General features: G+C 64.8%; 19 protein-coding genes. 9 read left to right on the top strand and 10 right to left on the bottom strand.

Annotated features, from left to right (window positions below):
- Positions 1 to 225: 225 nt before the first annotated feature.
- The gene (locus ACVWY0_RS18515) at positions 226 to 1,083 is read left to right on the top strand and encodes a hypothetical protein (RefSeq protein WP_485837972.1); all 858 of its coding nucleotides are present in this window, start codon (positions 226 to 228) and stop codon (positions 1,081 to 1,083) included.
- A gap of 297 nt (positions 1,084 to 1,380) precedes the next feature.
- Here ACVWY0_RS18515 and ACVWY0_RS18510 read toward each other — a convergent pair whose 3' ends face one another.
- The 4 genes from ACVWY0_RS18510 to ACVWY0_RS18495 form a co-directional block, all read right to left on the bottom strand.
- On the bottom strand, positions 1,381 to 1,821 hold the full coding sequence (locus tag ACVWY0_RS18510; protein ID WP_485837971.1) for a HepT-like ribonuclease domain-containing protein: 441 nt from the start codon (positions 1,819 to 1,821) through the stop codon (positions 1,381 to 1,383).
- On the bottom strand, positions 1,818 to 2,264 hold the full coding sequence (locus ACVWY0_RS18505) for a helix-turn-helix domain-containing protein (RefSeq protein WP_485837970.1): 447 nt from the start codon (positions 2,262 to 2,264) through the stop codon (positions 1,818 to 1,820). Before ACVWY0_RS18505 ends, ACVWY0_RS18510 begins: the two co-directional genes overlap by 4 nt.
- A gap of 281 nt (positions 2,265 to 2,545) precedes the next feature.
- Positions 2,546 to 5,071 (bottom strand): AMP-binding protein, encoded by a 2,526-nt coding sequence (locus tag ACVWY0_RS18500; RefSeq protein ID WP_485837969.1) that lies wholly within the window; start codon positions 5,069 to 5,071, stop codon positions 2,546 to 2,548.
- A gap of 202 nt (positions 5,072 to 5,273) precedes the next feature.
- Positions 5,274 to 5,672: a nuclear transport factor 2 family protein gene (locus ACVWY0_RS18495; RefSeq protein WP_485837968.1), complete on the bottom strand. Its 399-nt coding sequence runs from the start codon at positions 5,670 to 5,672 to the stop codon at positions 5,274 to 5,276.
- Between the two features lie 235 nt (positions 5,673 to 5,907).
- Here ACVWY0_RS18495 and ACVWY0_RS18490 point away from each other — a divergent pair, with 235 nt between their 5' ends.
- From ACVWY0_RS18490 to ACVWY0_RS18470, 5 genes are all read left to right on the top strand, one after another.
- Entirely contained in the window at positions 5,908 to 6,507 is a 600-nt protein-coding gene (locus ACVWY0_RS18490) for a hypothetical protein (protein ID WP_485837967.1), read from the top strand.
- Positions 6,508 to 7,120: 613 nt separating this feature from the next.
- Positions 7,121 to 7,816, top strand: coding sequence for a helix-turn-helix domain-containing protein (locus tag ACVWY0_RS18485; RefSeq protein WP_485837966.1), 696 nt, complete (start codon positions 7,121 to 7,123; stop codon positions 7,814 to 7,816).
- Positions 7,809 to 8,636, top strand: a complete 828-nt coding sequence (locus ACVWY0_RS18480) for a hypothetical protein (RefSeq protein ID WP_485837965.1) — start codon at positions 7,809 to 7,811, stop codon at positions 8,634 to 8,636. Before ACVWY0_RS18485 ends, ACVWY0_RS18480 begins: the two co-directional genes overlap by 8 nt.
- A gap of 542 nt (positions 8,637 to 9,178) precedes the next feature.
- On the top strand, positions 9,179 to 9,604 hold the full coding sequence (locus ACVWY0_RS18475; protein WP_485837964.1) for a helix-turn-helix transcriptional regulator: 426 nt from the start codon (positions 9,179 to 9,181) through the stop codon (positions 9,602 to 9,604).
- A 22-nt stretch (positions 9,605 to 9,626) separates the two neighbouring features.
- Positions 9,627 to 10,028 (top strand): VOC family protein, encoded by a 402-nt coding sequence (locus tag ACVWY0_RS18470; RefSeq protein ID WP_141141424.1) that lies wholly within the window; start codon positions 9,627 to 9,629, stop codon positions 10,026 to 10,028.
- 569 nt (positions 10,029 to 10,597) lie between these two features.
- On the opposite strand, the gene ppsA is transcribed toward ACVWY0_RS18470, so the two are convergent.
- Together ppsA and ACVWY0_RS18460 are read right to left on the bottom strand one after the other, a co-directional pair.
- Positions 10,598 to 12,988: a phosphoenolpyruvate synthase gene (gene ppsA, locus ACVWY0_RS18465; protein ID WP_485837963.1), complete on the bottom strand. Its 2,391-nt coding sequence runs from the start codon at positions 12,986 to 12,988 to the stop codon at positions 10,598 to 10,600.
- A 151-nt stretch (positions 12,989 to 13,139) separates the two neighbouring features.
- Positions 13,140 to 13,958, bottom strand: a complete 819-nt coding sequence (locus tag ACVWY0_RS18460; protein WP_485837962.1) for a pyruvate, water dikinase regulatory protein — start codon at positions 13,956 to 13,958, stop codon at positions 13,140 to 13,142.
- 181 nt (positions 13,959 to 14,139) lie between these two features.
- Here ACVWY0_RS18460 and ACVWY0_RS18455 point away from each other — a divergent pair, with 181 nt between their 5' ends.
- Both ACVWY0_RS18455 and ACVWY0_RS18450 read left to right on the top strand, forming a co-directional pair.
- A complete protein-coding gene (locus ACVWY0_RS18455; RefSeq protein WP_485837961.1) occupies positions 14,140 to 14,355 on the top strand; it encodes a hypothetical protein in 216 nt (71 codons plus the stop codon).
- Positions 14,356 to 14,390: 35 nt separating this feature from the next.
- On the top strand, positions 14,391 to 15,125 hold the full coding sequence (locus ACVWY0_RS18450; protein ID WP_485837960.1) for a GAF and ANTAR domain-containing protein: 735 nt from the start codon (positions 14,391 to 14,393) through the stop codon (positions 15,123 to 15,125).
- Between the two features lie 7 nt (positions 15,126 to 15,132).
- Here the strand turns inward: ACVWY0_RS18450 and ACVWY0_RS18445 are convergent, their stop codons facing one another.
- A complete protein-coding gene (locus ACVWY0_RS18445; protein ID WP_485837959.1) occupies positions 15,133 to 15,264 on the bottom strand; it encodes a hypothetical protein in 132 nt (43 codons plus the stop codon).
- A 163-nt stretch (positions 15,265 to 15,427) separates the two neighbouring features.
- On the opposite strand from ACVWY0_RS18445, the gene ACVWY0_RS18440 reads away from it, so the two are divergent.
- The gene (locus tag ACVWY0_RS18440) at positions 15,428 to 16,168 is read left to right on the top strand and encodes a GAF and ANTAR domain-containing protein (protein ID WP_485837958.1); all 741 of its coding nucleotides are present in this window, start codon (positions 15,428 to 15,430) and stop codon (positions 16,166 to 16,168) included.
- 163 nt (positions 16,169 to 16,331) lie between these two features.
- On the opposite strand, the gene purU is transcribed toward ACVWY0_RS18440, so the two are convergent.
- From purU to ACVWY0_RS18425, 3 genes are all read right to left on the bottom strand, one after another.
- Positions 16,332 to 17,186 carry a formyltetrahydrofolate deformylase gene (purU, locus tag ACVWY0_RS18435; RefSeq protein WP_485837957.1) on the bottom strand — a complete coding sequence of 285 codons (855 nt, stop codon included), beginning with the start codon at positions 17,184 to 17,186 and terminating at the stop codon, positions 16,332 to 16,334.
- Positions 17,187 to 17,410: 224 nt separating this feature from the next.
- The gene (locus ACVWY0_RS18430; RefSeq protein WP_485837956.1) at positions 17,411 to 18,241 is read right to left on the bottom strand and encodes a methylenetetrahydrofolate reductase; all 831 of its coding nucleotides are present in this window, start codon (positions 18,239 to 18,241) and stop codon (positions 17,411 to 17,413) included.
- Between the two features lie 27 nt (positions 18,242 to 18,268).
- On the bottom strand, positions 18,269 to 18,805 hold a 537-nt coding region (locus ACVWY0_RS18425; RefSeq protein WP_485837955.1), incomplete at its 5' end, for a lipoyl synthase.

Below are 18,805 nucleotides of genomic sequence, written 5' to 3'. Positions count from 1 at the left end.
GTTGAGCTTGTCAGTGACCGGGTCTCGACAGGCTCGACCACCGGGCCGCGGCGACGCGCACATTCCTTGTCGACTCGGATATGCCCTGACGCGGCCCATATTTCGTGCGCGTCAGAGCGCATGCGGGTCGAGAGTAGACGTGCGTGTCGACCGTGGTGCAGTTGGTTTTCCACATGGCGGCAGCCTGATCTGTCGCACAGGGCGCGTAACTGGCATCTTCGGTACATGACCGACCTTCCACCGCTCCTTTTGGCCCGCGACCGCATCCAGCACGGGCTGACCGCCACGGACCTCGCCAAGGGATTGAACGCCGGTTCGCTTGTCCGGATCCGGCACGGCGTCTACACCGACGGCCCCGCGTGGCAGCGACTGAAGCCCTGGGAACAGTACGGGCTCCGCATCAGCGCGGCGGCGGAAACCATCGAACGTCCCACTGTGTTTGCCCGACATTCCGCCGCGTCTGTCTGCAGCATCCCCACCATTGGCCTGCACCATCCTGTCCACGCCCTGACAATGAAGAACGACGGCGGCCGGTCCCGCGCCGGAATTGTCCGCCACTTCGCTGATCCGGCGGGTCTGACAGTCGTCCGGCGGGAGGGCCTGCTGGTCACCGGCCGTATCCGCACTGTGCTGGATCTGGCCGCGTTTACGCCGTTTACGGAGGCGGCCGCCCCGTTGGACCACGTGCCGAAACCGGACCGCGCCCTGCGGCTGAGGGCCCTGACCAAGGATGAGTTAGTGACGGGCATCGGTGCGAACTACTCGGCGGCGGCCGGGCGTAGAATACTGGCCGCCTTGGCTTTCGCGGATCCAATGTCCGGTTCGGCGGGAGAGTCCTACAGCCGCTCGCTGATCCAGGTGACCGGTTTCGAAACCCCGGTCCTGCAGCAAGCCATCCACGACAAGGACGGGCTCGTGGGCTATGCCGACTTCTGCTGGAAGCTGGCCAAGGTGGTGGGCGAATTCGACGGCGTGGAGAAGTACGTCAAACCGGAGCTCCTCAAAAGGCAGGACGGCATCGCAGGCGGTGCTGGAGGAAAAGAAGCGCGAACCGGATCCGGGCCGCTGGGTTCAACGTGGTGAGGTGGGACTGGGACGATCTCATGGAGCCCGGGAAGCTGGAACGCAAGCTGGCAGCGGCCGGCGTGCCCCGCCGTCGTGCGCGTTCCGCCGAAGTCGACGCGCGAAAAACCCTATGACGCACAAAATCCCTGCCGCTACATGTTTTGCGGTTGCGACAGGTCATATGAGTGTCGCCAGGCAACCTCCATGCTGTCGCACATATGCAACGTGAATCACGATATTGCGTATAAGCAAGATCGGTTCGACGGTTTTTGGAGAGCAACCGGGCAGGAGCGTCCCGGATTGAAGGGTGACAGCCTAGGGCCAGCGTTCGACGTCGGCACGCATGTGGGCAAGCTGTGCCCTGAGCTCCGGCAGACTGCGGGCCGCCGTTTGCCACACGGTGTCGTTACGAATGGCCGCGTAGTCGTGTGAGAGCACATTCCGGAGTCCGCGCATCTGACGCCACGGTATCGTGGGGTACTGCTCGCGTACCGGCTCGGGGATCCGATCCGCGGCAGTGTTCAGGTCAATGAGGATGGACTTCATTGCCTCGCGCGACCGCCAATTTCCCGGATCGTTGAAGGCAGGCTCACCTTCATCCACGATCTGCTGCGCCCAGCCCAGCCGCTCCTCCATGTCTCCGATCAGCTGGAGGACCCTGCCCTTCGGGGCCGTAGCGAGGGAGAAGGTCGGATCCTTCTGCTCACGGGGCACGAACTGACCGCCCACGGAGACATCTTCGGGGTGCCCGCTCACAGGGGGACTGCTTCACTGAGGATGCGCTCCATGATGGGGCCCCCTGAACCAGACGGGACGATGTCCACTTCCACGCCGAGCAGGTCAATCATGTCCAGGCGGAATCCGGACAGGTCGAAAAGCGTGGCGCCCGGTTCGAGGTCAACGAGAAGATCGACGTCGGATCCCGGCGTGTCCTCGCCTCTTGCCAACGATCCGAAAACGCGGACATTATGTGCTTTGTAGCTGTGGGCGATCGCCAGTGTCTCGCCGCGGTGTTCAGCGAGGATCTCCGATGGCCGGCGCCTCAATACCCTCATGATCCGGTCAAGGGTTTCGGGCCGGGGGACGCGCTTCCCGGATTCATATGCCGACAGATTTGGCTGGCTGACATGCGAGAGCTCGGCCAGCCGTTTCTGGCTCAGCCCGGCACGAACCCTCTTCTCGGCGATCTCGCTGATCATGGGTCAAGTATATCGGGGCGATATAAGTCTGGCGGGGTGGCTATCCGGCCCGACCCGAACCGATCGACACAACTAAGCCGTGGCGGGAAGTGTTCCGCATTTCCGGGGTACAGAATCCGGTAGATCGGGAGTCCTGCTGAACTCAGGGCACGACGCGATCTCCATCCCGTTTAGCCGCCGTCGGACGTTCCTCCCCACTTCCTCCGCCCGGGACACGCAATAGCCCGGCGTGTCCCGGGTTTTGCCGCGGTCTTTTGGAGAGCAACTGGGCAGGAGCGTCACTATCTCGACGGGCTCGACAACCGGCTCTTGGTGCGGCCGATGACCGTTGGCGCCAGGCTGCAGAGCGCCCAGTACGCGGAGCCTGCGGCCAGTGAGGCCACGACGGCGAGCGCGGGGCTGAGCCCCACCAGCAGCGGGTAGACCAGCCAATGCACCAGATAGATGTGCAGGGACGCGCTGGCCAGCAGAACGGTGAGGCGCCGGAGCCCGGCCGGGACGGGAAGACTGGGCAGCCACAGGAGCAGGAGTATCCCGGCCAGGACAGTCAGTTCACGGGCGGGGTTGTCGAAGAACCCCGGGATGGTCAGAGCGGCAACGACACTGACGGCGCCTCGCTGAAGGATATGGCGGGCCCGGGCAACCGCCCATCCCAGCGCGAAAAGCCAGAATATGGGCGTTGTGTGCGGAATTCCCGGCTCAAAAAGCTCATAGCGGGTGAGCAGCCCGGCGGCGAGCAGCACCAGCGGAAAAAGGAACGGGAAGCGCTTTTCGGCCCGGCTGACCCAGGGCAGGGCGAGCAGGGCCGTCATGCTGACCAACACGTAGACGAGCACCTCGATGAACCAGAAATGCGACCGGGTGGTCACCTCTTCGGGCCCGATAATGGCGTGGAGGAGGACGATATTCGCCAGGCTGTATCTGTCGGTGATCAGGTAGGCGAAGCCGATGAAGGCCATGCTGGGGATGATGACCCTGGCCAGGCTGGCGGCTTGTTTCCGCAGCCGCGGCATGCGTTCCCCGGACAGCTGGAACCGGGCGAAGTTGAACCCCGCCACAGCCATGAGCACGTGGGCGGCACCCTGCCAGTGCAGGAATCCGATGTGGGTGCTGACGATCAGGAAAATGGAGACAGCCCGCAGCACGATGCTGGTTTCAAGCCGGGCGAACAGGCGGCGCTTCCGCGGCCGCGGCTGTTCACGGCGGGCCCCCAGCACCCCCACCGGGGTGATGTGCCAGTCCGGGGGCAAATGCCCCAACGCCTGCTCAAGCCGCACCGACGCTGCCACATACGAAAGGGAGTCCCCACCGAGCGAAACGAACGTGTCGTCGTCGGAAATGTCCGTCAGCTCCAGTGTGTCTTCAAAAATCTTCACCACACTGTCCTGCGGCTTAGCTCCGGAGTTCGCGCTGGAAGGCGCGTCTTGAACTGTGGGTTTGGCGAGCGCCAGGACGGCCGGGTAGTCCAGCTTGCCGGACGCCAGGCGCGGAAGCTCCCGGACGGCATGGACTTCCAGGGCAGCGCGTGGCAGACCTATGCCCTGGGCGAGGAGCTTGCCCAGCAGTGCTGGGTCGTGTTCACCCTCGACGGCGACGACGAGTCCCTGGTCCGTGCCGGCGCTCGCGGCCTGAATACCTAGGTCGGCAAGGATCCGTTCCACTTGTCCAAGGTCGACGCGCAGGCCGACGATCTTGACGAACCGGCTGCGCCGTCCCACTACCTCGTACAGTCCGTCTGCGTTCTGGCGTGCCAGGTCTCCGGTGCGGAGTTCATCCACCGTCTGCCCGAGGCCGAGGTCCTCCGGCGTCTGGGCGTAACCCAGCATCACGTTGGGTCCGGAATAGACCAGCTCCCCATGCTCCAGCCCAGGGACCGGGTCTATCCGGAAGGCGCCGCCGGGGATGGGAATTCCGATGGCCCCGGGCGCCGTACCCGCCAGCCGCGGAGGGAGGTAGGCCATGCGTGCCGTGGCCTCCGTCTGGCCGTACATTACAAAGAGATCCCAGCCGCTCCTTGCGCCCAGTTCTGCGTAACGCCGGACCAGGTCAGGGCCGAGCCTGCCGCCAGCCTGGGTCACATACCTGAGCGTGGGTAGATTCATCGCGGCGAACCCCACCCGCTCGAGCAACTCGAAGGTGTAGGGAACGGCTGCGAACGATGTGGCACCCTCGCTGCGGAACAGATCCCAGAAGCAGGGGTCCACCACGGACAGATCCGTCAGGACCAGGCTGGCACCACGCAGCAGGTGGCTGTTGATCACTGACAGTCCATAGCAGTAGGACATGGGCAGCGTGGTCATTGCCCGGTCATACTCCGTGATGCCGAGGTATTCCGCGATGGACTCTGCGTTCTCCTGGAGGTTTTCATAGGACAGCCGCACAAGCTTGGGTGAACCGGTGGAACCTGAGGTGCTCAACAGAAGGGCCAGGTCCGGGTGCAGAGTGTGTCCGGTGCCAGGCCGTCGCTCCTCCAGTACTGTCCGGCCGTTCGCGGAACTAAGGATAACGTCCGGATCATAGGCCGCGACCAGGGACTCCAGGGCGGCAGGCTTGTCCGCGGGCAGGAGGATCAGCGGATGACCGGCGGCCATGGCCGCCAGGTAACCCACCAGGGAGTCAACATCGTTACCGGCCGTCAGGGCAACCAGGCGACGTTCGGTACCGAGTCGCCGGCCCACCTCCTCAACACGGTCGGCCAGTTCCCGATACGTCAAGACACCATTGCTGGTGGCAACGGCAGTCCTGTCACCGTTTCCCGCGAGGTTCGAGGCAAACGACAGGCGTTGAAGGTCAAGTTGGGTGCTCATAGCGTGTGGTCCATAGGAGTCTTCGGCGATTTAGGGAAGCCTAACCTTGGAAGAGTACACCGGGTAGTGGTGGATTAAGAAAACAAAATGTGCCCTATTTCTCCAGCTTCTGGTCTAATGGGCCGCGTCCCGTCCGTGCCTAACTGCGGTTCGACGCCCGGCAACGGATCGCTACCCGGTTCACGCGACGCGCCTGGCACCGTCACTCGACAACAGTGTCGGCATGCCGATGGGCCACCTTCCACTCGCCGCCTTCGCGGCGATACACCTGCGTGGCACGCAAGGTGTAGCTTCGCGGCTGACCGTTGATGGAGGCGGAGGTGTGCTCCAGTCCGACGGTGTAGGCCATGTCATCCACGACGTCATACGCCTGCAATTCGAACGTGTACGACGTGCAGTCGGAGAAACTCTTCTCGAGGTCGGCGAAGAGCCCGGCCAGCTCATGCTGGCCATAGGCGTTGCGCCACGCACCCAGGATGCTCACGGGTTCGTTACGTGACCAGATTGCCCGGCGCGGGGCCGAATCGCCGTTGTGAAGGGCTAGTTCCGCTTCGTAAAGCGCGGACTTTACCCAGGCTAGGAAGTCGTCGCGGTCAGTCATGCCTCAGTATGCTCCATGCACAGCTGTCTATCTGGCACGGCTGCCCGAGCATTTTCACGTGAAGGGCTGCGACACAGCACACGCATTACTCTGGCAGCCCCCCAGGCCGGTGGGGTGCGGAGGGCGCAACGGCGGCGTCATTCCAAAAAGTTCGAAAGCCGAAACTATATTTTTCGGCATACCTAAATTAGGCGCTACCCTCGTTCTATCAGCGCTTCGATAACGAGGACCACCCATGGCTATTTCCACTCTCCCGGAACGACCGGCCGCCTTGCCCATACCCGCCTCAGGCGGCCAGCGGACCCGGCTGATCCTGCTCGGCGTCCTATGCATGGCATGCTGGCTGGCCTCCGTGCTGATCGGGCACCACGTGGACTTCGGACCAGAACTGCACCGCATCGGCCTGTCCGCTCACATCCTGGCCCTGGTGATGTCATTCGGCACCATCCTGGTCATTGATTGGATGGGCCTGCTTTGGCTCCTGGGCAGGGTGCAGATGCACGAGTCCGGGAAGCTCGAGGCTGCCGCGAAGCCTCTGATCTGGGGCGGCCTCGCCCTGCTTCTGGCCTCCGGCGCTCTCATCCACCCCGACCTGACCAATCCGGTTACTGCCATCAAGCTCGGCTGCGTGCTGGTCCTCATGCTCAACGGCCTCAGCATCGCCCCGGCCATGCACCGGCTGCTGGTGTTGCCTGCCGCGACACGCTTTGGCCACCTCGCCCGGGCGCTGCGCCTCCGGCTCATGACCGCGCTCAGCGTCTCTCAGGCATGCTGGTGGACGGCCGCGCTCATCGGGCTCATCAACAGCACCCAACGACGCTGGAGCGGGAACTAGCATCGACGCAGGCGCCTTGGGGCCCGTGCGACTGCGCCTTCCGCGACCCATCTGGCAACCTGAGCTCTGGGAGACTGCGCGCTGCCGTTTGCCCACACGGTGTCGTTGGGAATGGCCGCATAGTCGGGTGAGAGCACATTCCGGAGTCCGCGCATCTGGCGCGGCACCAAATCTGCAACATATTTCAGAAAATGCATGAGGCCCTTGACGATCACGGGCAGAAAGCTCGGATCAGAAGGATATTTCCGATCATCCACTGCCGGGGCGCCTGCCGCCGTCGGACGTTCCTCCCCAGTTCCTCAGCCCAGGACACGCAAGCCCGGCGTGTCAGGCGTACTGCGGCGGCTTCTTGGAGGGCAACTGGGCAGGAGCGCCATGACTTGGACAGGCTCAATCATCCGAGGCACCGACTCGCCCACCCACGTTAATGACGCTCAGAATCCCCGAGGACGCGCAACTGCCATGGGGACACGCGTATTCCGCATTCCGGTCGCGACAGGGCATGTGCGTAGCGCCACGCTGCATCGTGACACGAACCAATAGATAGAACTATTCCGCAACAGGAACTGTTCCGCATACACAGAATTATTCCCGCCGCGGTAGTATTGTGTCTATGGCTTCAAACTATGTCAGCACCAAGGAAGCGGCAGACCAGCTCGGCGTGAGCACCCGCCAGATCAGAAACATGGTCGCCCACGGCCGCCTGGACGTCCTCAAATCCGGCAACAACCTTCTGGTCTCCACTGACTCCCTGAACCGCGCCTACCAGGTGCCCCGCAGGGCTGGCCGCGCCTGGACCCCAAGGATCGCCTGGGCTGCCCTTGCCATGCTTGACGGGGCCGACGCAGCTTGGCTCCAACCCTCCGAGCGCTACCGGCTCCGCCAATCCTTGCAGACCCGCACCGTAGATGAGATCATGGCCGCCGCCCGCAACCGGGCCACGGTTCGCAGGTTCCGCGCCACACCCGACGCGATCTCCAGGCTGTTAGAACACGTAGCCGCCACCGGCGGGACGGCCATGAGGGACGCCGACATCGCCTCGAAGTTTGGTCTGGCCGGAGGCGGAGGGTTCCTCGACGGCTACGTCCCATTGGGCGTCGCTGAAGAGATGGCCGAAGCCTTCTACATGGAAGCGGACACGAGCGGGAACGTAACCCTGAGAGAAGTGGAATTCGAGGAAGCCCTCAAAGCAGGTGTTCCCACGGCGGCCATCGCCCTTGACTTGGCCGAATCCGTCGCGACGAGGGAGCACTCTGCCGGCCGGTCCGTTCTCGAGAAGCTCCTCGACGAACAGTTCAACCGTGGCTGACGGTATCCACGACGACGGCCGCGAAATTTGGGACGTCGCCACACCGCCAGGTGGCTGGGGCCAGCCCTGGCCGCAATGCGTCGAGCTGGCCCGGAACCTCCCCGCCCAGCACTGGACTCTGGTCGGCGGACTAATGGTCCAACTCCACGCTGCCCGGGCCGGACTGGCCGTGGCCCGGCCGACCGCGGTCGTGGACATCGTCCTTCATCTTGAGACCCCTGGGACGACAGTTGCGCAGGTCCACGCCATCCTTGCCGGGATGGGCTATGCACTGCAGACGTCCATAGACTCCGCTGCTCCGGCCCACCGGTTTGTCCGCGGGAAGGAACAGGTCGACGTAATGGTCGCGGACCGGGTCGCTCCACGGTTCCCTCAGCGACTGGGTGGCCACGATATGTTCGCCCTACCCGCCGGCACCCAGGCCCTGCAGCGGACGGTTTATTGCCGGTTCTCAGTTCCCGACGTCGACGGCGGTGACGGTGACGACGAAAAGGACGTCCTCATCAGTATCCCCAACGTCCTCGGAGCCCTCGTCCTGAAAGGTGCGGCCTACCGGGAAGACAGCCGCGACACCCGCCGGCACCTGGAGGATGCCGTCGTCCTCTCCGCCTGCGTCCTGGAACCACTGACCACGCGCGATCAGATGAAGGGCAGCGACCGCTCCCGGATCATCGGCCTGCACGATAGCCTCGGCGACCGTGCACACCAATCCTGGATGCTGCTCGAGGACGAGGAACGGCAGAGGGCCCGGATGAACATGAAGATCCTGGCGGACAACCCGCAGAGCGCACCGAAGTTCCGCAGGCTCGGCCAAAGCTAGTTGCACCTGTTGGTGGGGGCGTCTGCACGCAGGGGTTCAGAAGATCTGATCCCTCCAGTTCTCGAGCTGCTCGCCCCGGTCCGGTCCGGTCCGGTCCGGTGCAGGCACGCAGCTTCTGCGCGAACTACGGATCACCGGTTGCCCGTCAACACCTTTAAGGAAAAGTCATCCACCAGCCACTGAGCCGGGCTCAGGCACCGGGGATTGGGCCGCCGCCGCCCGACGTTCCTCCCCCGCTTCCCCACCGGGGACACGCAAAAGTCCGGCGCGTCCCGGCTTTTGCCGTGGTTTCTTGGAGGGCAACTGGGCAGGAGCGTCGGGATTTCGACAAGCTCAATCACCGGAAGGGACAGGCTCGATCACCGGGCTCAGGCGGGCCCGACCACTCGAGATAATGACGCGCATATTCCCTGATGACACGCGATCGGCCTGGCGACACCAGAATTCGGGTGTCGCCAGGCAGTTTCCGTAGCGCCATGCCATTTCCGCGTCGCGGGGATTTCGACAGGCTCGACCACCGGGGGCGCTACTAGACTTGCCTCATGACACCGCAGGAGCTGGCCAACCTGGCCCACTTGCGCCGGGCCCGTGACCTGATCGACCGCGAGTACGCCCGGCCGCTGGACGTGCCCACCATCGCCGCCGGCGCCCTCATGTCCGCTGCGCACTTCTCCCGCCAGTTCAAGGCCGCCTACGGTGAGACACCCTACAACTACCTCATGACCCGGCGGATCGAACGTGCCATGGCGCTGCTGCGCGCCGGCGCCAGCGTGACCGACGCGTGCATGGAGGTGGGCTCTACGTCCCTGGGTTCGTTCAGCTCGCGGTTCACCGAGATCGTCGGCATAACGCCCAGCGCCTACCGGGCCCACGAACACCACGCCGTGAAAGCAATGCCCACTTGCATCGCCCGGCAGCACACCCGGCCCTCGCGCAAACCGAGCAGGATTGAAGAAGCCTCTTCATAGCCACTCCCCTAGCGTGGGAGACATGAACATTTCATTAAAGTACGCACACGTCACCGTCAACGATCTCGATGAGTCCCTCGCGTTCTACCGCGACGCCCTTGGCCTGGAAGTCCGGAACGACGTCGGCTCGGACGGACAGCGCTGGGTCACACTTGGCAGTGCCGCCCAGCCCGACCTTGAGATCGTCCTCTCCCCTCCCCACGCCGGCCGCTCCCAGGCCGATGGGGACGCCATCCAGGAGCTCCTCACCAAAGGCGTTATGCCCATGCTCGTGTTCAACACGGACGATCTCGACGCCACCTTCGAAACCCTCCGGGCATCAGGCGCCGAGGTGCTCCAGGAACCCATCGTCCAGCCGTGGGGCCCGCGCGACTGCGCCTTCCGCGACCCGTCCGGCAACATGATCCGCATCAACCAGGGCTGACATTCAGTCTGGTGATTGAGCTTGTCGAAGTCCCTGGGTCTCTGACAAGCTCAATCACCGGCGGACCAACTGGGCGACGTCGGCACCCGGGCCGCCTGCCGCCGTCGAACGTTCCTCCCCACTTCCTCCGCCCGGGACACGCAAAAGCCCGGCGCGTCCCTGGTTTTGCGGTGGTTTCATGGCTGGCAACTGGGCAGGAGCGTCAAGATTTCGAAAAGCTCTTCTGTGGCCGGACTGGCCGTCGCCCGGCCGACCGCGGAGGACCGCGGAGGACCGGTGAGGACCGGTGGCGGGCACGGATGAACCTGAAGATCCTGGTGGACAACCCGCAGAGCGCACCGAAGCTACGCACTCTCGGCCAAGGCTAGTTGCGCCTGTTGGTGGCCCGTCAAGACCTTTCGGCGTTGAAGGGGCCGCCACAAGCCCGGCTCAATCACAATCGTTCGCGGGGGCAACTGGGCAGGCGCGTCGGGATTTCGACAAGCTCAATCACCGGGGTCTCGCTCAGTCACCGGGAACGGACGACGTCGGCACCCAACCCGGGTGCCGACGTCGTGCGTTTAGCGGATTTAGACAGGTTCAATCACCGGGGTGCCGGCGAGGCGGAGCCAGGTGTCCACCACGGTGTCGGGGTTCAGGGAGACGGAATCGATGCCTTCCTCGACCAGCCACTCGGCGAAGTCCGCGTGGTCGCTGGGACCCTGGCCGCAGATGCCGACATACTTGCCGCGCGCCTTGCAGGCCTTGATGGCCATGGTCAGGAGCTTCTTGACGGCAGGGTCGCGTTCATCGAAGCCGCCCGAGACAATCGCGGAATCCCGGTCAAGGCCCAGGGCCAGCTGGGTCATGTCATTGGAGCCGATGGAGAAGCCGTCGAAGTAGTCCAGGAAGTCGTCGGCCAGCAGCGCGTTGGACGGAATCTCGCACATCATGATCACCTCGAGGCCGTTCTCGCCACGGACCAGGCCGTTCTCCGCCAGCAGCTCGATGACGCCGCGGGCCTCATCCAGGGTCCGTACGAACGGGATCATCAGCTTGACGTTGGTCAGCCCCATCTCGTTGCGGACGAAGGACAGGGCCTCGCACTCGAGGTCGAAGCAGTCCCGGAAGGACGGCTCCAGGTACCGGGAGGCGCCGCGGAAGCCGAGCATCGGGTTTTCTTCGTGCGGCTCGTAGGCGGGTCCGCCGATGAGGTTGGCGTACTCGTTGGACTTGAAGTCGGACATGCGCACAATCACCGGTTCCGGCGCGAAGGCCGCCGCGATGGTGGACACGCCTTCGGCCAGGCGCTTGATGTAGTAGTCGCGCGGGCTGCTGTACGCGGCAATCCGTTCCCGGATTTCCGCGGCTACGTCCGCCGGCTGGCTGTCCAGGTTCAAGAGCGCCTTGGGGTGGATGCCGATCTGGCGGTTGATGATGAATTCCAGCCGGGCCAGGCCCACGCCGTGGTTCGGCAGCTGGGCGAACGTGAACGCCTGCTCCGGGGTTCCGACGTTCATCATGACCTTGACCGGGGCCTCCGGCAGCTCGGTGATGGCGGTTTCCTCGACGCTGAAGTCCAGGAGGCCTTCGTAGATGGTGCCGGTCTCGCCGTCAGCGCAGGAGACGGTCACCTCGAGGCCGTCGGTGAGGGCGTCCGTAGCGCTTCCGGTGCCGACGACGGCGGGAATCCCCAGTTCGCGGGCGATGATGGCCGCGTGGCACGTGCGTCCGCCGCGGTTGGTGACGATGGCGGAGGCGCGCTTCATGATCGGTTCCCAGTCCGGGTCGGTCATGTCGGCGACGAGGACGTCGCCGGTCTTGAACGCGGCCATCTGGTCGATCGAGGTGAGGATGCGGACGCTGCCGGCACCGATGCGCTGGCCGATGGCACGGCCCTCCACCAGCGTCCGGCCGGTCCCGTTGAGGCGGAAACGGCTGAGGCTGCCGGCGGCCCGGCGGGACTGCACCGTCTCCGGGCGTGCCTGCAGGATGTACAGGCCGCCGTCGGTCCCGTCCTTGCCCCATTCGATGTCCATGGGGCGGCCGTAGTGGTTCTCGATGGCGACGGCGTGCCGGGCGAGCTGCTCGACGTCGGCGTCGCTGAGGCTGAAGCGGTTCCGCAAGGAGGCCTCCACCGGCACGAAGTCGATGGTGCGGCCGATCTCCTGGCTGTTGGTGTAGGTCATCTGGAGGGCCTTCTCGCCCAGTCCGCGCTTGAGGATGGCGGGGCGGCCGGCCTGCAGCGCGGGTTTGTAGACGTAGAACTCATCAGGGTTCACGGCGCCCTGGACCACGGCCTCGCCCAGGCCGTAGGAGGACGTGACGAACACGGCGTCCTGGAACCCGGACTCGGTGTCCATGGTGAACATAACGCCGGAAGCCCCGACGTCGGAGCGCACCATCCGCTGGATGCCCGCCGAGAGTGCCACCTCGGCGTGTTCAAACTTGTGGTGCACGCGGTAGGCGATGGCCCGGTCGTTGTAGAGGGACGCGAACACGTCCTTGATGGCGATCAGGATGTTCTCGATGCCGCGGACATTCAGGAAGGTTTCCTGCTGCCCGGCGAAGGAGGCATCCGGGAGGTCCTCCGCCGTGGCGCTGGAACGAACGGCCCAGGAGAGGTCCTCGGAGCCCGCGTGCTTGTCCACCAGCTGCTGGTAGGCGTTCCGGATCTGCGCCTCGAAGTCCGGCAGGAAGGGCGTCTCGCGCATCAGTGCCCGGATTTCCTTGCCCGCTGCTGCCAGGGCCGTCACGTCATCGGTGTCCAGGCCCACCAGCCGGTCCACGATCTTCTGGTCCAGGCCAGAATCAGCCAGGAAGCTGCGGTAGGCGTCGGCCGTCGTGGCAAAGCCGTCCGGGACCTGGACGCCGGCGGAGGTGAGGTTCTGCACCATCTCGCCGAGGGAGGCGTTCTTGCCGCCTACCCGGTCCAGGTCCTTGAGTCCGAGTTCTGAGAACCACAGGATGTCTGTTGTCATATTTGCTGCTCCTTCGCAGATGATGGCATGCCTTGGCGCCGCCCGCTCGCGGCTGTGGCCGGTTGGTGGGCGCGGATCCTGTCTACAGTGACAGGTCCGGAGCGTTCTTTCCAACATGATGTGCGCCACACGGGGCTTGTGAAATTTTTCCCTAATGTTTAAGGTTCATCCGCTGCAGGATGGTGGCGGCCATTTCCTCCACGGACACCGTCGCCGAATTCAAGTACGGGATCCGATGGGAGACGTACAACTGCTCGGCGCTGCGCAGCTCGAAGCCGCACTGCCGCAGCGACGCGTACGGTGAGCCGCGGCGCCGCTCGGTGCGGATCTGGCTCAGCCGCAGGGGGTTGGAGGACAGCCCGAAACACTTCTCAACAAAAGGCCGCAGCGGCTTGGGCAGCCCTTCCCGTTGGAAATCCTCGTCCACCAGCGGGAAGTTCGCGGCGAAGATGCCGTGCTGGAGCGCCAGGTACATGGTGGTGGGCGTTTTTCCGCAGCGGGACGGTGCCACCAGGATGACTTGCGCCTTTTCCAGCGCCCGCAGGCTCTGGCCGTCGTCGTGTTCCATGGCGTACTCGACGGCCGCCATCCGGGATTGATACCGCTCCGCGTTGCCGAGGCCGTGGGCCCTGCCGGGTTCGGCGCTGGCCTGTGAACCGAGTGCCTGCTCCAGCTGTCCCACATGCGTCCCGATCAGATCCACGATGATCCCTTGGCACGTTGCAATGGCCTGTCTGATGTCGCTGCTGACGGCTGTGGAAAAGACGATGGGCCGCGGGCCGGTGGCGACCAGTTTGTCGATGGTGCCCACCACGGTCCTGGCCTGTTCGGCCGTGGTAATGAAGGGGACCGTGATGCGGTCAAAGTTGTTCGCGGGGAACTGCGTCAACAAGGTGTTGCCGAGCGTTTCCGCAGTGATGCCGGTGCTGTCCGAAAGGAAGTAGACAGGCCGAATCTCGTCATTGGTCATGAAGGCATTCTCCACTATCCGGTGGTTGAGCCGGGCCCACGCCCGCCGGGTTCCCTGGCCGAGCTTGCGAGGTTAGGGGGCGGGTGGGGAGCGAAACCCCGGGCTTTTACCCGGCAGAAACACTGCGGCAACCTGGCCGGGGCATGCTGGGCATACGGGGACAACCAGCAGGGGGCACAGCATGATCACTGACAAGGTTCAGACGGTAAAAATCCAACTCGGCGACCACATCGAGGCGTGGCACAACGGCAAGCTCTTCCACAAAGGCCGGGTGACCGACGTCGTACATTCCCTGGAACTGATCTGGATCAGGGACTCGCGGACCGGCACGCGGAAGCTGCTGGATCCTGACGCCCTGGAGATCATCAAAGTGGCGGCCCCGCAGGCGGCCGGCTAGCTTGTGAGCGCCCGCCCTTCGGCCTAGATTTGGGCATGACCAATTCGCCCGAACATGAGCTGCTTCTGGAGCTGCAGGACCTGATTATCGGCACTGGATCGGTTGCTGACTTCCTGGGCGGGCTCTCCATCATCGCCGCGGCCGCCTTGAGCCGCTCCGCCGGCGCAACGGTGGAGTGCGGGGTCACCCTCAAGCGCGCCAGGAAAACCACAACGGTAGGCGGCAGCACCGAGCGCGCCTTCCACCTGGACCGCATTGAACAGGCCGTGGGCGACGGACCCTGCCTCGCAGCGCTGAAGGCAGCGACCCCTGTGCTGCTTGCCGATGTCCGCACCGACCCGCGCTGGCCCACCTACCAGGAGCGCCTGATCGAGGAGGGCATCCACAGCGTCCTTGGCGTCCCCCTTGAACTTGGTGAAAACGCCGCCGCGGTCCTGAACTTCTTCGCGCCGGCAACTGGCGTGTTCACCGAGGCGACCATCAGCGAGGCAGCCAGTTTCGCCGACGTCGCCGGCAGTGCCGTCCGCCTGGCCGTCAGGGTGGGAACCGCCGAGAGCGCTGCGGATGACCTGAGCGCGGCGATGATGAGCCGCACGGCCATCAACATTGCCTGCGGGATCATCATGGCCCAGAACCGCTGCAGCCAGACCGAGGCGATGTCCATCCTGATGAAGGTCTCCAGCCACCGGAACCAGAAGCTCCGGGACGTGGCCGACGCGATCGTCCGGAAGGTCTCGGGCGAGGAAGCCACCACCTACTTCGACATGTAGGGCTTGGTCACAGTTCGGCCTGAAGCTCCGCCAGGCTCACGCGCTGGCCACCGTCCTCGGCCTTGGCGGCACGGAATTCAGCGATGTCCACTGCGTCGTCGAGCTGTTGCAGGCCTTCGAAGTCGGGTTCAGTTTCCACACGCACAGTCTAATCCGCACCGCTTCATACGTAAGGGCACCAACGAAACCCGGGCCTGGGGGCTACCCGCCCGCCCTGGAAGAAAAGCGAGTACTCACTACTCGTGTGCCATCCCGGCAGGGCCTTTTAAGATGAGGACGTACCGACACATGAGGACTGGGGCATGATGATCGATCAACTGGTGGACTGGCACGTCTCGGGGGTCCTGCTGGATATCCGCGGACACTCGGAAGCGGCATCGGCGTGCGCACTGGCCCGGATTGCGGCGTCCGCCGTGAGCGAGATTGCCGGCTACCCCGTGGAGAGCACGGTGACGCTCGTGCGGCCGGACGGGACGCCCTTCACAGCGGCAACCACCGACGCCGCCGGTGGCCTTTCCCGGTGGGACCAGCTCGCCGGACGGGGTCCCACCTCGCGGGCACTGGGCGGCCGCCTGACCATCATTCTCAATGATCACTGCCTGGACAGGCGCTGGGACGAGTACCCGGCCAGTCTCAGGTCAGCCGGCTTCCGCTCCGCTGTCGCCGTGCCATTGCCGCTGGAACGCGGCTACCGGGCCGCACTGACGGTGTATTCGGAGGAAACGAACGTGTTCACCCCGGTTGTCGCCACCCAGGCGCTGGCTTTCTCCGACGTGGCGGCCAAGAGCCTGGTCCTGGCACTGCAGGTCCGGGCTGGCCTCGCCCAATCCGCGGATCTCCGCGCAGCCATGGCCAGCCGCACCGCGATCAACATCGCCTGCGGCGTGATCATGGGCCAGAACCGGTGCTCCTACGAGGCGGCGTTCCAGATGCTCACGCTCGCATCGAGCCATCGGAACCTGACCATCCGCGACGTCGCCGAAGGGATGCTGCGCACGCTCCCGGGCGGGGTTCCGCCCACACACTTCCAGCAGCGCGCCTGAGTCAGCGCCCTGACACAGCGCCCGCCGTCGAGCATTAATGGGCGCCACACACGGTTGCGCGGCCCCACCCCACTCCCCCGAATGTAAGTAGCGCTAACTGTCGTTCTGAAGGTTCAAAACGACAGTTAGCGCTACTCAGTTGGGCGGGGCCGCGCAGGAGCGGTCAGCGCAGAACCACTGTCCGTCCGCCGTCGAGCATTACCCGGCCTTCACAGTGCCACCGGACCGCGTTGCTCAGCGCCTTGCACTCAGCGTCGCGGCCCACGCGCACCAGGTCATCGGCCGTGTACGTGTGGTCCACGTCGATGACCTGCTGGGCGATGATCGGTCCCTCATCCAGCTCCGCGTTGACGTAATGCGCCGTGGCGCCCACGGTTTTCACCCCACGGTCGTAGGCCTGGTGGTACGGCTTGGCGCCTTTGAAACTCGGCAGGAACGAGTGGTGGATGTTGATGGTCCGGCCCGTCAGCTGGGCCGACAGCTCATCGCTGAGGACCTGCATGTAGCGGGCCAGGACCACCAGTTCCACCTCGAACTCATCCACGAGCTCCAGCAGGCGCGCTTCCTGCGCCGGCTTCGTCTCCTTGGTGACCGGGAGGTGGAAGAACGGGATGCCGTGCCACTTCACCAGGTCCTCGTGGTCCGTGTGGTTGGAGACCACTGCCACGATTTCCACCGGAAGATCACCCGTGCGGGCCCGGAACAGCAGGTCGTTGAGGCAGTGCCCGAACTTGGACACCATCACCAGCACACGGCGCTTGCGGCCGTGCGGTTCCAGCTGCCAGTTCATGGCCCACTCAGCGGCCAGCGGCTCGAAATCCCCGCGCAGGTCCTCCGTGCTGAAGGCCTTCGTCCCGGCTGCGAAATGCACGCGCATAAAGAACTGCTGGGCCTGACGGTCACCGAAGTGCTTGGTGTCGATGATGTCGCAGTCGTGATCCAGCAGGTACCCGGTGATCGCGTGGACGATCCCCGGGGACTCGGCGCAGTTGACGGTCAGAACGTGTTCAGTTGTCACTTAGCTCTCCCGCGATGCCTTCTCCTCGGCCACTACCTTCTCGCCGGCAAGGTCCTTCTGGAACTCCGCGTAGCGGGCCAGGTGAGCCGGACGCTTGCGCAGGATGACCCAGGCGACGCCCAGCAGGACGGCCCGTGCCGATGGCGCCGCAAATGGCGATCAGCTGGATGTGCCTGTTGCTGAGCTGGCGTTCAAGGTGGGGCGTTTGGAGGGAAGCGGTGGTCTTACTGCTCACGTGCTGCTCCTCGAATCAATGCTGGCTGGAGTGCCGTTGGGGAAGATGCAAGGCCCGCTTCATTGGGGACCGCATCGAGGTTGTTGAAGCTGTAAAGATGGATGCCTGCGATGCCGGGCTGGTTTTCGAGCCCGGCCACCAAGGTGTGGGGTGAGTAGCGGTCACCGCTGAGCAGCTTGCGCGCCAGCGTTCCCTTGCTGCTGAGGAACTTCAGGGAACTCCCGACGCCGATCTGCGTGGCAAGTGCCAGTAGCTTGGTCCGCGGGACGGACCCCGCCACACCCGCCCAGACGGGCAGGTCCACGCCTTCACGGCGCAGGAGCGCCGCGAAGTCGAGGATTTTGGGCGCGTCGAAGCACATCTGGGTGACAACGTGCGTGGCCAGGTGCTGCTTGTCCTGCAGGGCATCGAGCAGGTCCATGGCGGCCACCGTCGGGTGGCCTTCCGGGTAGCCTGCCACGCCTGCGCGCATCCGGCCGCCGGTGTACTGGGCGATGTCCTTGAGCAGCGGGAGGGCTGACTCGTACGGTCCGGCGGGCTGCTTCCGGTCGCCGCCGATCACAAACACCTCGCCGATGCCGGCACCGTCGCAGTCCCGCATGATCCGGGTCAGCTCGGCCCGGTCATGGATGCTGCGCGCGGCCAAGTGCGGGATGACGGTGTAGCCGAGGGCGCTCAGCTTCACCGAGGTGCGCATGGTCCGCTCGATGCCGTGGTGCGGCAGGCACGTCATGGTCAGCGTGGTGGTCAGCGGAACCAGTGCCTGGACCTGGTCAACAATCCCGGTTGAGGGGATGATTTCGATTCTTGTAGGGAACATCTTCGGTCCTTTCCTGATATCGGGCGGTCAGCTGGCGTGGGCGGCGAGCAGTGAGCTGGCTTCCTGGCGGGTGCTGCCGGAGGACTCGATGTGGGCGAGCTGGGCGGGGATTTCCCAGCCCTTCTTGCGCATCGCGGTGGCCCAGAGCCGGCCGGCCCGGTAGGAGGAACGGACCAGCGGGCCACTCATGACCCCGAGGAAGCCGATCTCGTTGGCCTCGTCCTGCAGGTCCACGAACTCCTGCGGCTTGACCCAGCGGTCCACCGGCAGGTGCCGTTCGGACGGGCGCAGGTACTGGGTGATGGTGATCAGGTCACAGCCGGCCTCGTGCAGGTCCCGCAACGCCTCGGAGATCTCCTCGCGGGTCTCGCCCATGCCCAGGATCAGGTTGGACTTGGTCACCATGCCCAGCTTCCGGCCCTGGGTAATGACATCCAGGGACCGGTCATACCGGAACGCGGGCCGGATCCGCTTGAAAATCCGGGGCACGGTCTCGACGTTGTGCGCGAAGACCTCCGGCTTCGAATCACAGATCGCCGCGATGTGCTCGGGCTTGCCGGAGAA

Source organism: Arthrobacter sp. UYNi723, from assembly GCF_054057635.1.
Note: the sequence above shows the minus strand (reverse complement) of the source record. Positions and strands in the feature narration are given on the sequence as shown.

What these genes read in the sequence shown, in the direction of transcription:
- ACVWY0_RS18515 (WP_485837972.1), top strand. Translation starts at nt 226, where the DNA reads ATGACCGACCTTCCACCGCTCCTTTTGGCCCGCGACCGCATCCAGCAC.
- ACVWY0_RS18505 (WP_485837970.1), bottom strand. Translation starts at nt 2,264, where the DNA reads ATGATCAGCGAGATCGCCGAGAAGAGGGTTCGTGCCGGGCTGAGCCAG.
- ACVWY0_RS18500 (WP_485837969.1), bottom strand. Translation starts at nt 5,071, where the DNA reads ATGAGCACCCAACTTGACCTTCAACGCCTGTCGTTTGCCTCGAACCTC.
- ACVWY0_RS18495 (WP_485837968.1), bottom strand. Translation starts at nt 5,672, where the DNA reads ATGACTGACCGCGACGACTTCCTAGCCTGGGTAAAGTCCGCGCTTTAC.
- ACVWY0_RS18490 (WP_485837967.1), top strand. Translation starts at nt 5,908, where the DNA reads ATGGCTATTTCCACTCTCCCGGAACGACCGGCCGCCTTGCCCATACCC.
- ACVWY0_RS18485 (WP_485837966.1), top strand. Translation starts at nt 7,121, where the DNA reads ATGGCTTCAAACTATGTCAGCACCAAGGAAGCGGCAGACCAGCTCGGC.
- ACVWY0_RS18475 (WP_485837964.1), top strand. Translation starts at nt 9,179, where the DNA reads ATGACACCGCAGGAGCTGGCCAACCTGGCCCACTTGCGCCGGGCCCGT.
- ACVWY0_RS18470 (WP_141141424.1), top strand. Translation starts at nt 9,627, where the DNA reads ATGAACATTTCATTAAAGTACGCACACGTCACCGTCAACGATCTCGAT.
- ppsA (WP_485837963.1), bottom strand. Translation starts at nt 12,988, where the DNA reads ATGACAACAGACATCCTGTGGTTCTCAGAACTCGGACTCAAGGACCTG.
- ACVWY0_RS18460 (WP_485837962.1), bottom strand. Translation starts at nt 13,958, where the DNA reads ATGACCAATGACGAGATTCGGCCTGTCTACTTCCTTTCGGACAGCACC.
- ACVWY0_RS18455 (WP_485837961.1), top strand. Translation starts at nt 14,140, where the DNA reads ATGATCACTGACAAGGTTCAGACGGTAAAAATCCAACTCGGCGACCAC.
- ACVWY0_RS18450 (WP_485837960.1), top strand. Translation starts at nt 14,391, where the DNA reads ATGACCAATTCGCCCGAACATGAGCTGCTTCTGGAGCTGCAGGACCTG.
- ACVWY0_RS18440 (WP_485837958.1), top strand. Translation starts at nt 15,428, where the DNA reads ATGATGATCGATCAACTGGTGGACTGGCACGTCTCGGGGGTCCTGCTG.
- ACVWY0_RS18430 (WP_485837956.1), bottom strand. Translation starts at nt 18,241, where the DNA reads ATGTTCCCTACAAGAATCGAAATCATCCCCTCAACCGGGATTGTTGAC.